Source organism: Sphingomonas sp., from assembly GCF_035998645.1.
GTDB lineage: Bacteria > Pseudomonadota > Alphaproteobacteria > Sphingomonadales > Sphingomonadaceae > Sphingomonas.
Window position 1 is genome coordinate 486,567 of sequence record NZ_DASYHL010000003.1, and the last position, 12,338, is coordinate 498,904.

General features: G+C 65.8%; 13 protein-coding genes. 4 read left to right on the forward strand and 9 right to left on the reverse strand.

What is annotated here, in order from left to right; all coding sequences use genetic code 11:
• Nucleotides 1-55: 55 nt before the first annotated feature.
• Nucleotides 56-616 (forward strand): hypothetical protein, encoded by a 561-nt coding sequence (locus VGN66_RS06110; protein ID WP_327517965.1) that lies wholly within the window; start codon nucleotides 56-58, stop codon nucleotides 614-616.
• A 12-nt stretch (nucleotides 617-628) separates the two neighbouring features.
• Here VGN66_RS06110 and VGN66_RS06115 read toward each other — a convergent pair whose 3' ends face one another.
• The 9 genes from VGN66_RS06115 to VGN66_RS06155 form a co-directional block, all read right to left on the reverse strand.
• The gene (locus VGN66_RS06115; protein ID WP_327518564.1) at nucleotides 629-1,978 is read right to left on the reverse strand and encodes a cation:proton antiporter; all 1,350 of its coding nucleotides are present in this window, start codon (nucleotides 1,976-1,978) and stop codon (nucleotides 629-631) included.
• Between the two features lie 96 nt (nucleotides 1,979-2,074).
• A complete protein-coding gene (locus VGN66_RS06120; protein WP_327517966.1) occupies nucleotides 2,075-2,764 on the reverse strand; it encodes an ATP12 family chaperone protein in 690 nt (229 codons plus the stop codon).
• Between the two features lie 4 nt (nucleotides 2,765-2,768).
• A complete protein-coding gene (locus VGN66_RS06125) occupies nucleotides 2,769-2,984 on the reverse strand; it encodes a hypothetical protein (protein WP_327517967.1) in 216 nt (71 codons plus the stop codon).
• Nucleotides 2,981-3,640: an HAD-IA family hydrolase gene (locus VGN66_RS06130; RefSeq protein WP_327517968.1), complete on the reverse strand. Its 660-nt coding sequence runs from the start codon at nucleotides 3,638-3,640 to the stop codon at nucleotides 2,981-2,983. Before VGN66_RS06130 ends, VGN66_RS06125 begins: the two co-directional genes overlap by 4 nt.
• Nucleotides 3,637-4,827 (reverse strand): RluA family pseudouridine synthase, encoded by a 1,191-nt coding sequence (locus VGN66_RS06135; protein ID WP_327517969.1) that lies wholly within the window; start codon nucleotides 4,825-4,827, stop codon nucleotides 3,637-3,639. Before VGN66_RS06135 ends, VGN66_RS06130 begins: the two co-directional genes overlap by 4 nt.
• Nucleotides 4,824-5,204 carry a fluoride efflux transporter CrcB gene (crcB, locus tag VGN66_RS06140; protein WP_327517970.1) on the reverse strand — a complete coding sequence of 127 codons (381 nt, stop codon included), beginning with the start codon at nucleotides 5,202-5,204 and terminating at the stop codon, nucleotides 4,824-4,826. Before crcB ends, VGN66_RS06135 begins: the two co-directional genes overlap by 4 nt.
• A 366-nt stretch (nucleotides 5,205-5,570) precedes the next feature.
• Nucleotides 5,571-6,119 carry a class I SAM-dependent methyltransferase gene (locus tag VGN66_RS06145; protein WP_327517971.1) on the reverse strand — a complete coding sequence of 183 codons (549 nt, stop codon included), beginning with the start codon at nucleotides 6,117-6,119 and terminating at the stop codon, nucleotides 5,571-5,573.
• On the reverse strand, nucleotides 6,116-7,432 hold the full coding sequence (locus tag VGN66_RS06150) for an APC family permease (protein ID WP_327517972.1): 1,317 nt from the start codon (nucleotides 7,430-7,432) through the stop codon (nucleotides 6,116-6,118). The genes VGN66_RS06145 and VGN66_RS06150 overlap by 4 nt, the downstream gene beginning before the upstream one ends.
• An 80-nt stretch (nucleotides 7,433-7,512) precedes the next feature.
• Nucleotides 7,513-7,806 carry a transcriptional regulator gene (locus VGN66_RS06155; protein WP_327517973.1) on the reverse strand — a complete coding sequence of 98 codons (294 nt, stop codon included), beginning with the start codon at nucleotides 7,804-7,806 and terminating at the stop codon, nucleotides 7,513-7,515.
• A gap of 216 nt (nucleotides 7,807-8,022) precedes the next feature.
• On the opposite strand from VGN66_RS06155, the gene VGN66_RS06160 reads away from it, so the two are divergent.
• The 3 genes from VGN66_RS06160 to VGN66_RS06170 all read left to right on the forward strand — a co-directional run bounded on the left by VGN66_RS06160 (nucleotide 8,023) and on the right by VGN66_RS06170 (nucleotide 12,093).
• Nucleotides 8,023-9,798 carry a DUF885 domain-containing protein gene (locus VGN66_RS06160; RefSeq protein WP_327517974.1) on the forward strand — a complete coding sequence of 592 codons (1,776 nt, stop codon included), beginning with the start codon at nucleotides 8,023-8,025 and terminating at the stop codon, nucleotides 9,796-9,798.
• Between the two features lie 85 nt (nucleotides 9,799-9,883).
• The gene (locus VGN66_RS06165; RefSeq protein WP_327517975.1) at nucleotides 9,884-10,624 is read left to right on the forward strand and encodes a hypothetical protein; all 741 of its coding nucleotides are present in this window, start codon (nucleotides 9,884-9,886) and stop codon (nucleotides 10,622-10,624) included.
• Nucleotides 10,625-10,890: 266 nt separating this feature from the next.
• The gene (locus tag VGN66_RS06170; protein ID WP_327517976.1) at nucleotides 10,891-12,093 is read left to right on the forward strand and encodes an HD-GYP domain-containing protein; all 1,203 of its coding nucleotides are present in this window, start codon (nucleotides 10,891-10,893) and stop codon (nucleotides 12,091-12,093) included.
• Nucleotides 12,094-12,338 lie beyond the last annotated feature (245 nt).

A 12,338-nucleotide genomic window follows, 5' to 3' on the forward strand; every position in this document is an offset into this window, starting at 1 on the left:
GCTTCTTCCCGCGTTCCAATGCGTTAGGCTGAACGAAACAACGGGGAGAGCCGAAATGACAAGAATCTTGCTGGGCGGCCTGCTGGGCGGCGTTGCGATGTGGATCGTCGGATTCATCTTCTGGGGCACGCCCTTGTCGATGCTGGCGACCAGCAACGCCGGCGATTCGGCGAGCGTCGCGATTCAGGCGGTGCTGGCACAGCATCTCGGCCCCAATGGCAGCGGCGCCTATCCGATCCCCTGGCCCGGCACCCCGCTCGGCACGCAGGCCTATGGCGAAGGGCCGATCGCGATGGTGTTGTTCAACACCAATGGCTTCGCGCTGCCCGACACCGCCGCTCTGGTTGGCGGACTGGTGCTCGGCATCCTGTGCGCAGGTCTGCTCGCCTTCGCGCTTGCGCGGCTGACCATCGGCATGAGCTTTGCCCAGCGGCTGACCGCAGTCGGCCTGTTCGCAATTGCCTTCACCGCCTACAGCCAGCTGGGACAGCCGGTGTTCAACCACGCGCCGTGGGGCTATTTCATCTATAGCTGGATCAGCGAAGTTGCTGGCTGGCTTGCTGCCGGTGCGGTGATCGCGTGGATGCTGCCAAAGCCTGCTGCCCCACAGACCTGAGCGCAGCTGCGCTCAGGCAAGGCGTGACGGGGTGGCGGCACCTGGCGCAACCCCGTCCTCGCCGCTGATCGCATCCAGCTCTCCGCTCTCGCGCGCCTTTTTGCCATAGACCAGCTCGAACAGCGGCCCGGCCATCATCGTCGTAACGATCGCCATCAGCACCATCATCGAAAACAGCGTCGGCCCGATCACGCCCTTTTGCAGGCCGATGTTGATGATGATCAGCTCCATCAGCCCGCGCGAGTTCATCAGCGCGCCGATGCCCAGCGCCGTGCGGTTATCCTCTCCCGACAGCCGCGCCGCAGCCCAGCATGCGCCGAACTTGGCGAGGATCGACACCGCAAGAATGCCGAGCGCAATGGCGAACAGCGGCAGGCTGTTGACCATCTCCATCCGCGTGTTCAGCCCCGAATAGGTAAAGAACATTGGCAACAGCATCACTACCGCCAGCGGCTCGACCTTGCGCTTGAGCTCATCGACGAACAGCCCGCGCGGCATGAATGCGCCGAGCAGGAAGCCGCCGAACACCGCATGGATGCCGATCGCGTCCATCAGGAATGCCGATGCGCAGAACAGGATCAGCGTGATCGCGAGCACGGTGTTGCTCATCTCGCCCCGCGCCTCGACCGCGCGGCCCAGCGGCGCGAGCAGGCGCTTGCCGAACAACACCATGAACAGCGCGTAGCTGACGCCCCCGATGATCGCGATCACCGCGATGCCGGGACCGCCGCCGAACGTCGCCAGCACGATCGCCAGCACGCACCACGACACCGCGTCGTCAAACGCCCCGGCGGTCAGCGACAGCGTGCCGAGCGAGGTCTTGGCCAGGCCGCGCTCGTTGATGATCCGCGCCAGCATCGGGAAGGCGGTAAGCGCGATGCACGCGCCCATGAACAGCGTCGCGCTCCACTGGCTGATTCCCTCGGCGAACAGCCCGGGGACGGTCAGCAGCAGCGGTGTGATCAGCGCGGCCATCAGGAACGGTGTCGCGATGCCCGCGATCGAGACGCTGGCCGCGCTCTTCGCCTTGGTCTTGAAATGGTCGAGGTGCAGCGTGCAGCCGACCAGAAACATGTACAGGCCGACGCCGAACTGCGCGCCGACATACAGGACGTTCCTGGTTTCCTTGGGGAAGATCGCCGCCTGCAGCTCGGGGAAGAACAGCCCGAACAGCGACGGGCCGAGCACCACGCCCGCGATCATCTCGCCCACCACCTGTGGCTGGCCCAGGAACTTCTGCCCCAGCCATCCCACCACACGCGCGGCAAGAATGATAAGGGCGAGCTGCAGGAAGAAATGGATGCTGTAGTCGGTCGGGGTAAAGCTCGCCGCGGCGTTCACCGCCGGCCCGTGCGCGCCCATAATGTCGCCCAGCGCGCGCCACGTATCGGCCAGCAGATCCTCGAACACCTCTTCGCTCCCCCTCTGGCCGGCCGGCATCGCTACCAGCCCGTGCGATCAGAGCAAATGCAGAAACGTGACTGCGGCCGTATAGTCCGCCCGCCGCGCTTCGCGTGCCTTGAGCGCAAGCGGGTCGTCGCCCCAATGTTCGGCCTGCCAGTCCTCGTCGAGATTGGCGGCGGACCAGATGTCTTCGGCGTCGGCGGAGCGTTCGAGCAGCGCCAGCGCCGCGACCAGCGATCCGGTGACGGTGACGATCGGCGACAGCCCCGCCAGTTCGAACGGCGAGCGCGCCGCAACCGCCTCGGCCAGTGCCGTCACGGCCTCTGGCGGCTGCGCGACATGGATGATGCCGGTGGTCGGGATCAGCGCCGCGCCATAGCGCTCCCGCGCCCAGCCAAGCAGCGGGTCCCAGCTTGCCGCCTGCCGCAGCTGCAGCTCCAGCGGATGGTCGGCGCGGTAGCAGAGCAGGTCGCTCTCGCCATATTTGGCAAGGCCGGCGGCAAAGGCGGCGGGGGCGGGCGCGATCCGGTCGATCGCCGCATTGGCAAGGCCGGTGAGCGGCATTGCGCGCGGGTCGATCGTCTCAGCAACGCCGCGCCACTCCTCCGCCACCGCATCCGCCAGCGCCGGATTGGGCAAGGTCAGCGGCGTGCGACCGGGGGTGCGCACCGGCTTGCCGTCGAGATGCACGTCATGCCCGCCATCAGCCGCGACCAGCGCGACCTGCTTCCAGAACCGTCGCATGATCCTATTCCGTCGGCGGCGTGCGCCAGCGCCGGGCCATCGCCCGCGGCACCACGGCGATGCAATAGAGGCCCGAAATCAGGATCGCTGCGCCCAGAATGCGCAGCCACATATCCTCGGTACGGCCCAGGATAACGAGGCCGAACACCGCGCCCGCCACCGCGATCATCTGCACGAACACCATCGCGAAGTAGCGCCCGCGGGCGGGATCCTCGGTCATAACGCCTCCAGCAGCGCCGGCAGCTCGCATGCGTGCGTGGTCACATGATGCGCCCCGGCGGCATGCAATTCATGCGCTTCGTGATAGCCCCACGCAACCCCGACCGCATGGGTCCCCGCATTCACCGCCATCGCGATGTCATAGCTGGTGTCGCCGATCATCGCGGTGCGCAGCGGATCGCCGCCCGCCTCGGCGATGGCGGCCTGAAGCATCGCCGGATGCGGCTTGGACGGATGCCGGTCGGCGGTCTGCAGCGTGACGAAGCGGTCGGTCAGCCGATGATGCTCGAGGATCAGCGCCAGCCCGCGATCCGACTTGCCGGTCGCAACGCCGAGCAGCCAGCCGGCATCGCTCAGCGCCTCGATCGCCTCGGCCACGCCATCGAACAACGGCTCGGGATCCAGCGCCGCGTCGATCCGCATCGCATGGAAAGCCCGCTTGTACGCCTCCGCCATTTCGACATGCAGCGCATCGTCGCCGTCGGGCAGCAGCTGCGCGATCGCCGGGACGAGGCTAAGGCCCACGATCCGCCGGATATCCTCGCGCGTCGGCGGGGCGAGCCGGTGCGCAACGAAGCACGCCTCCATCGCGCGGCAGATGTTGGCCTGCGAATCGACCAGAGTGCCGTCGCAGTCGAACACGGCGAGCCGGATCATGGCTTCTTGATCGGCTTCCGCGCGGGCTTCTTATCGACCTTCTTTTCCGCCTTCTTGTCGTCCTTCTTGACCGGCTTGGCCTTCTTCACCGTCGTGTCGCGGCGTCCCTGTCGCTCGCCGCGGCGCTCCTTGCGCACCGTCTTGGCATGCGCCTTGGCCCAGGCCTTTTCCTGCTCCTTGGTCGGCGGCGCCTTTTCGTCGGAGGGCAGATTGTCGCCATCCTCAAGGTTGAAGCCGAGCTGGACCAACGTCTCCGCGAAATGCGTCGGCAGGTCCGCCTTCACGTCCAGCTTGCCGCCATCGGGATGGTCGATGCGGATGCGGCGCGCGTGCAGGTGCATCTTGCGGCTGATGCTGCCCGACAGGAACGCTTCGGCCATGCCGTATTTGCCGTCGCCGACGATCGGGTGGCCGATCGCCGCCATATGCACGCGCAGCTGGTGGGTGCGCCCGGTATGCGGTTGCAATTCGACCCAGGCGGCGCGGTTGCCGGCGCGGTCGATCACGCGATAGCGGGTGCGCGCGGCCTGGCCGTCCTTCTCGTCGACCTGCATCTTCTCGCCGCCGGTGCCCGGCTGCTTGCCGATCGGGAGTTCGATGAACCCGTCCTCGATGCTGGGCACACCAACCACCACCGCCCAATAGGTCTTGCGCGCCGTGCGCCCCGAAAAGCTCTTCGAGAAATACGCCGCCGCGCGCGCCGTCCGCGCCAGCACCAGCGCGCCCGACGTGTCCTTGTCGAGCCGGTGGACCAGCTTGGGCCGCACATCGAGCTCGTAATAAAGGCCGTCGAGCAGCTGATCGACATGATCATGCGTCTTGGTGCCGCCCTGCGTCGCAAGGCCCGGCGGCTTGTTGATCACCATCGCCTGCGCATCGCGATGGATCACCATCGATTCGGCGAATTCCATCTGCTCGGGCGACAGCTGCGGGCGCGCTTTCTTGGGCTTGGCCGCCACCGCCGCTGCCTGCGCGGCGTCCGCCGGAGGAACGCGGATCACCTGGCCCGCCTGGATGCGGTCGCCCGGCGTCGCGCGCGCGCCATCGACGCGCAGTTGCCCCGTCCGCGCCCAGCGCGAGACGATGTTGAAGCTGGTGTCGGGCAAATGCCGCTTGAACCAGCGATCGAGCCGGATGCCGTCATCGTCGAGCGCAACGGTGAACTGGCGGACATTCTCGGTGCTCATGCCGCCACCATCCGGCTGAATTGCAGCCCCGCAAACAGCGCACCGATCGCGAGCACGACCGAGGCGAGGATGTAGAAGAGCGCCGTCGCGAAGTCGCCGCGCTCGATCATCAGCACGGTCTCGAGCGAGAAGGCCGAAAAGGTGGTGAAGCCGCCAAGCACGCCAACGCCGAGCAGATAGCGCAGCGCCTCATCCCCGCTCGCCCGCGTCGCCAGCCAGCCCGCGAGCAGCCCCATCGCCAGCCCGCCGATCACATTGACCGCGAGCGTGCCGACCGGAAACCCCGGCCCCCAAAGTGCGAGCGCCGCGCGCCCAACCAGATGCCGCGCGCCGGCGCCGATCGCGCCGCCCAGCATGACGAGAAACAGATGATGCATATCGCCGCCCTAGCGCGGAAACCGCTCCGGGTCGATTCCCGAGGATCGTCCGCCAATCCTCCCCCGCCAGGGCAGGGGGATCGCATATAGATCGCGACCGCGGTCTAAGCTCGAATTGGGTGTGAGATATTCCTCCCCTGAGCTTGTCTCAGGGGAGGGGGACCGCCCGCGCAGCGGGTGGTGGAGGGGCGGCCGCGCAGACGGCCGGGACCAGCTCGGCAAAACTCCGCCGTCTGACGACGGCGGCCCCTCCGTCAGCGCTACGCGCTGCCACCTCCCCTGCTGCGCAGGGGAGGAATGAGGTGCCATCGACCCGCCCCACCATATGCGATCCCCCTGGCGGGGAGGATTGGCATGGCCCGCCAGCTACCGTTCCGGCACGGTCCAGTAATAAATCGTCCGGCCGTCGATCGTTTCTTCTTTCTCCGGCTCCCAATCGCCCATGCGGAAGGCGTGGCTGACGATCCGCGTCCCCGGCTTCAGCTCAGCAAGCAGTTTCGGGCGCAATTTCTCGTTCAGCGTGTCGAGCAGATAGAGGGTGACCACCGTCGCGTCGCTGAAGTCGCTGGTGAACAGGTCGGCCTGTTTGAACGACACCTCGCCGGCGACCCCAGCCGCCTTGGCATTGGCGTTCGCCTCCTTGATCCGCGCGGGATCGATGTCGATGCCGACCGCGCGCACCTGTTTGCGCTTGGCGGCGGCGATCGGGATGCGCCCGTCGCCCGAGCCGAGGTCGTACAGGACATCGCCGTCGCGCAGCTTCACCATGTCCAGCATCGCCTCGACCACAGCGGGCGGGGTGGGGACGTAGATGACATCGGGGGTTTGGCTCGGTGCCACCGCGACGGGTGCCGGAGGCGGCGTGACCGCGCTTCCGGCGACGAAGGTGGCAGCAGCGAGGATCAACAGCTTCATGGCGCGAGCTCCTCTTGAGGGGTAACGACCAACAGCATCAATGCGCCGACGACCAGAACCGCGACGCCGGCAAGCGCGCCCCACCCGGTATAGGCGAGGCTCGACCAGAGCAGATACGCAGTAGTGACGCAGAAGATCCCCGGCAGAACCGGATAAAGCGGTACGCGGAACGGGCGCGGCGTCGCCGGCTCGGTCCGGCGCAGCACGAACAGCGACAGCCCGGCGAGCAACAGAAACAGCCAGAAGACTGGCGCGGTATATTCGACCGCGACCCGAAACCCGTCGCGGGCAAATCCGCCCAGCGCGACCAGCAGCAATGCGATTCCGCCCTGCGCGATCAGTCCGTTGCCGGGGGTGTCGCGGCGATGGTCCCAGTGGCCCAGCCAGCGCAGCGGCCTGATCCGCTGTCCGAGCGCACAGGCGGTGCGTCCCCCGACAATCGCGGTGGCATTGGCACTGGTCAGCGCCGCCACCGCCACCGCTGCGCTGATCGCCGCCGCACCCGCCGGGCCGAACGCGCGGCGCATGACTTCCGCCGCCACCGCGTCATTGCCGGCCATCCCCGCCATGCCCAGCCCGTTGAGCAGCGCCAGATTGACCAGCACATACAGCGCGGTGACCAACGCCAGCGCGGCACACAGAATCGCGGCGATGCGCCGCGGCGGGTCTTTCATCTCCGCCGAGACATAGACCGCCTCGCTCCACCCGCCATAGGACAGCAGGACGAACACCATCACCAGCCCGAGCGCGCCGCCGCCCGGTGCAGCGGGCACCGCGTCCGCAGGCGCGAGCGAAAACCCGGCGACGATGATCGCGACCAGCCCGATAACCTCCGTCAGCGTCAGCCAGCGCTGCGCCTGCGTGCCCCAGCGCACGCCCAGCCAGTTGATCGCGCTCACCGCGACCACCGCGATGCCTGCCCAGATCGCAGGGCCAATTGGGCCGAGCGGCAGCAGGATCTGAAGATAATCGCCGACGATGAACGCAAGCAGCGCGAGCGACCCGGTCTGGATCACCGCCAGCCGCGCCCAGGCGTAGAGGAACGCAATCCGCTGTCCGAATGCGCGCCCGATATAGTGATAATCGCCGCCCATATGCGGCCAGGCCGCCGCCATTTCGGCATAGCAGAGCGCGCCGATGATCGAGAGCACGCCCCCCGCCACCCAGGCGAGGATCATCGTCGTCGCGTCGCCCGCCACGCCAGCGACGAGCGCCGGAGTGCGGAAGATGCCGGCGCCGATCACGATGCCGACGGTCAGCGCGAACACATCGACCGCGCGGAGCGTACGGCGCGGGGCTGCGGAAGGGGTCACGAGATCGGCATCGGGCAGGTCTCCGGAGAGAAGCGGGCTGTCGATTGCGGGGGCAACGGACCGCCGGGAGGCAAGGTTCCTTATGCGATCAGTTTGACCAGCGCTTCAATATAGGCCGCAAACGCCTTGCGCCCGGCCGGCGTCATGCGCACGCGGGTCAGCGGCTTGCGGCCCGAAAACCCCTTGTCGATCGCGATATATCCGGCCGCTTCCAGCTTGCGCAGATGCACCGACAAATTGCCCTGCGTCGCCCCGAGCAGCGTCTTCAACGCGTTGAACTCGGCAATTTCGGCATCGGCAAGATGAGCCATGATGCCAAGCCGCATGCGAGCGTGGATTACATCGTCGATCTGATCGATGTCGAACTTCTTCATCGCAAACCTCCCCAGCCAAACAAATCTAGACATCGGCTGCCTGAAAACAAGTTTACGGCGCAAACCAATTTTCAGATGTGCGATTCGGTACCGCACAGCTTGCTTGCAATGTTGGATTTCCTCTGCTTGCCTCCCGCAATGGCAATTTTTGGTATCACGCAGCGCCGCGCTCGCCGCTCCGCACATGTCCCCGTACACGGGGTCAAAACTGTAAGTTTGGCCGTTCGCAGCGTAATCGCCGGGGCTGCTCTTGCCGCTGCGCTGGCCGCCGGACCGGCTGCCGCCGGGCCGCAGGATGACTTTCGTACCCTGCTCGCCGAACATTTCGACTGGGTGCTCAAGGAGAATCCCGGCTTTGCCCGCTCAGTCGGCGTCGACATCGATCCGATCGCGGTCGGCGATGTCAGCCTCGCCGCGGAGGATCGTCGCGCCGCAGCCGAGGCGGTGTTTCTGAAACGGCTCGATGCCATCCCCGATTCCGGCCTCACCCCGGCGCAACGCACCGACAAGGCGATCCTGCGCCGCCTGCTGGCGGAGAGCATCGAGGGCAACAGCTTCGGCCAGCGCACGATCCTGTTCACCAGCTACTCAAACCCGTGGCAGGGCGCGGCGGGGCAGGGCGAGCGCACCGCGTTCCGGCGCAAGGCCGACTATAGCCATTATCTCGATCGGCTCGATCAATTTCCCGCCACCAACGACACGCTGATCGCGATCACCGCACAGGCGGTGAAGGGCGGCTATATCCAGCCCTGCGTCAGCCTGGTCGGCTTCGAACAGACGATCACCGGTGTGATCCAGCAGGATGCAACCAAATCGCGCTTCTACGCGCCCTTCGCCCGCAAGAAGCCGGTCGATGCGACCGATGCCGAGTGGGCTGCGCTTCAGGCGCGGGCAGCAAAGACCGTCACCGAAGTGATCAACCCGGCCTATGCCAAGGCAGCGGCGTTCTACCGCACCAGCTACGCCCCCAAATGCGCCAAGGCGGTGGGCGTGTCGGCGCAGCCCGATGGCGCGCGCTACTACGCCTTCCGCATCCGTCAGCTGACCACCACCGACCTGTCGGCGGAGCAGATCCACAAGATCGGGCTGGACGAGGTCGCGCGCATCCGTTCCGAAATGGTCGAGGTGGCGAAGAAGGCGGGCTTTGCGACGCGTGAGGCGTTCGTCGCCGAGCTGCGCACCAACCCCAAATACTATGCCAAGACGCCCGAGGAACTGATGGCCGCCGCCGCGGTGCAGGCCAAGGATATCGACGGCAAGATGCCGGGATTCTTCAACCGCATGGCGCGGCTGCCCTATGGCCTCAAGCGCATCCCGGCGGAGACGGCGGAGGGGACGACCACCGCCTATTACGGCCCGGGCAATCCCGAGCTGGGGCTGGCCGGCCATTATTACGTCAACACCTCGAAGCTCGATCAGCGCCCGCTGTACGAACTGCCCGCGCTGACCGCGCATGAGGCGGTGCCGGGGCATCACCACCAGATCGCGCTGCAGCAGGAGCTGGAGACGTCGAAATTCCGCCGCTACCTCGCCAATTTCACGGCGTTTACCGAAGGTTGGGGGCTCTATTCCGAGCGGATCGGGATCGAAATGGGCATTTACGACACCCCCGAAAAAGAAATGGGGCGGCTGTCCTACGAAATGTGGCGTGCGTGCCGGCTGGTGGTCGATACCGGCATCCATGCCAAGGGCTGGACCAAGGAACAGGCGGTCCAGTTCATGCTCGACAACACCGCGCTGTCGGCGGCGAATATCGATGCGGAGGTGAACCGCTATATCAGCTGGCCCGGGCAGGCGCTGGGCTACAAGCTGGGCGAGATCAAGATCCGCGACCTGCGCGCGCGGGCCGAACAGGCGCTGGGGGTCGAGTTCGACGTCAAACGCTTCCACGACGCGGTGCTGGAGCAGGGCGCGGTGCCGCTGGATGTGCTGGATGCGCAGATCGACGCGTTCATCGCGGCGGAAAAGGCGCGGGTCGGCAAGGCGGGGTGATGATCCGGAAAACGCTTCCTTAACCCTGGCCTGTCATCCCTTCGGCCCAAATCCGGCGTCACTCGCCGGAGTGCGGAGCGTGATGATGAGCAGTCGGGTCAATGCAATTGCAATCCTGCTGATGCCGCTGGCGCTCGCCGCCTGTGGCGGGGGCAAGGCCGGGAATGTCGATGCGCTCGACAATGAGATCGGCGGCAATACGACCGATCCGGCGCTGATGGGCGCGCTGCAGGACCAGATCATGGTCGATCCGCAGCTCGCCCAGCAATCGAACAAGGATGCGATCCGCCCGCCGGGCCAGCCCTATTCGGCGCCGATCCCATCGGACACCGTCGCCGCAGCCAAGGCGGCGATGCCGGCGGAAGGCGAATTGCTCAAGGCTCCGGCACCGGTCGAGGGCAAGTGCGACGCCTGCGACGCCCAGGACAAGTCGGTGACGCTGGCCGGCCTCGCGGCGGGCCAAAAGGACCGCCGCACCGCCAACTGCGCGGCAAAGCTGAACTACTCCGCCGGCTGGGCCGCGCGCCTCCCCGCCGACATGCCCCTGCATCCGCAGGCCCGCGTGACCGAAGCGGCGGGTGCAGAGGGCGGCCAATGCGGCCTGCGCGTCGTCAGCTTCTCGACGCCCCAACCGCTGCAGACGATGATCGACTGGTACTACACCCGCGCCGTCCGTGGCGGCTATTCGGCCGAGCATCAGTTGAAGGATGGCCAGCATGTGCTGGGCGGGACGCGCGCGAAGGACGCTTCGGCCTATGTCGTATTCCTGTCGGCGCGCGGCGATGGCGGGACAGAGATCGACCTGATCGCGAACAAGGGCAATTAGGGCGTAGTCTCGTCAAAGCAGTCTGTCGGGAAACGACCCCGCGCCGTTCGCTCGCTCGATCTTCTCACTTCCAATACTCGCCGTTCAATCGCGCTATATGCCATCCTGCCCGTCTATAAAGGAAATTGCCCACATCTGGGCGCCGGCAAAAAACAGGTAGCAGCACCCGTATCTACAATGGGCTAAGACGAGACGTCGGGTGTGATGATGGGTTTAGAGCGATGCGCCATTCTTAGTTCCGTTAATCGTACCGCCGGAGAGCATCCTTGCTTAAATCAATAAGGTCAGAGCAGGCTACACTAGGTATGTACGTCCACTCGTTCTCCGGCGGCTGGCTTTCACATCCCCTGTGGCGATCGCGGCTTCTGATATCGTCGGAGCAGGAACTCACACGGATCCGCTCCAGCAATTGCGAGATCATCATCGATACGGCAAAGGGTCGGGACGCCCCGCCCCCCCAATCCATCCGTGCACCGGTTAGCCCTGCTCCCATGCGGGCTTCCGGGCGGTTCGGCCGGGCGGATAAGGTGCGAGCCACCGAACTCGCGCAGCGCTCAAAAACCATAGTCGACGCGATGTTTGCCGACTGCCGGCTTGGCAAGGGCGTGCCCACCACCGAGATCCTGGCGGTTGTCGACGATATTGCGAGCTCGCTCAACAATATGGCGGCCTTCATCAGCGTCACCCGGCTGAAAGCGCAGGACGACCAGACTTATACGCACTCGGTCGCCGTCTGCGCCTTGATGATCAATCTTGCCCGCGAGCTCGGTTATACTACCGACGCCGCGCGGGACCTTGGGATGGCAGGGCTTCTCCACGACATCGGCAAGTCGACAATCCCCCCGGACATCCTGCTCAAGGCCGGCCCGTTAAATGAGGCTGAGACGATCGAGATGCGCCGACATCCGGTTCAGGGCCACTCCATTCTGTCGGCTACAACCGGGGTGCCCGCAGTGGCGCTGGACGTCTGCCAGCATCATCATGAGCGCCTCGACGGATCGGGATATCCGTTTGGCCTGAAGGGCGAGGCTATCAGCATAGCGACGCGGATGGCCAGCATCTGCGACGCCTACGATGCCATGACGTCGATCCGCCCACACGCCGCTGGCAAATCGCCATTGGAAGCCGTCACGGAGATGGAGTCGGCCGACGGACAGTTCGATCGTGCATTGCTGTTTCGGTTCATGGGCAGCATCGGCGTCTATCCGGCGGGCAAGCTTGTCCGCATCCTGGGCGATCGCCTCGCGGTCACGCTGCCGCACAAGGGTCAAGGCATGGATCCGGTCTTTCGCACCTTCTATTCGACGGTCGAGACGCGCTTCCTCCAGCACTGCGATGTCATCCTGACCGATTGCCTCGCCGAAGGAACCACGGTTATCGCCGAAGATCCGGGCAGTTGGTTCTCCGAATCATGGCCGACGATGGCGGCGCGTATCATGGCGGGTGAACGCCCTGTCAGACCAACGTGACGCCCCAGTGAGGTGGTGCAGGTCCGCCCAGATGTGCCGTAGTTCGAGCGGAAAACAGCCGCGCCCACTCCGTTATTGCAACTCTCTCCCGAGGCGATCGGCCTGACGGTGGTGACCAAATCGCGATCCCCGCTATCGTTGCGGAGTGTGGAGGACCGGCTGGAGATGCCCGGGAGGCGGCTGCGAAGCTGCTCTGTCTCGATGCTGGCGGCGATATGATAAGGATGCAGCTTTTCGGCGCGTTG

Coding starts and splice junctions, on each gene's coding strand:
- VGN66_RS06110 (WP_327517965.1), top strand. CDS start 56: ATGACAAGAATCTTGCTGGGCGGCCTGCTGGGCGGCGTTGCGATGTGG.
- VGN66_RS06115 (WP_327518564.1), bottom strand. CDS start 1,978: ATGGGCGCGCACGGGCCGGCGGTGAACGCCGCGGCGAGCTTTACCCCG.
- VGN66_RS06120 (WP_327517966.1), bottom strand. CDS start 2,764: ATGCGACGGTTCTGGAAGCAGGTCGCGCTGGTCGCGGCTGATGGCGGG.
- VGN66_RS06125 (WP_327517967.1), bottom strand. CDS start 2,984: ATGACCGAGGATCCCGCCCGCGGGCGCTACTTCGCGATGGTGTTCGTG.
- VGN66_RS06130 (WP_327517968.1), bottom strand. CDS start 3,640: ATGATCCGGCTCGCCGTGTTCGACTGCGACGGCACTCTGGTCGATTCG.
- VGN66_RS06135 (WP_327517969.1), bottom strand. CDS start 4,827: ATGAGCACCGAGAATGTCCGCCAGTTCACCGTTGCGCTCGACGATGAC.
- crcB (WP_327517970.1), bottom strand. CDS start 5,204: ATGCATCATCTGTTTCTCGTCATGCTGGGCGGCGCGATCGGCGCCGGC.
- VGN66_RS06145 (WP_327517971.1), bottom strand. CDS start 6,119: ATGAAGCTGTTGATCCTCGCTGCTGCCACCTTCGTCGCCGGAAGCGCG.
- VGN66_RS06155 (WP_327517973.1), bottom strand. CDS start 7,806: ATGAAGAAGTTCGACATCGATCAGATCGACGATGTAATCCACGCTCGC.
- VGN66_RS06165 (WP_327517975.1), top strand. CDS start 9,884: ATGAGCAGTCGGGTCAATGCAATTGCAATCCTGCTGATGCCGCTGGCG.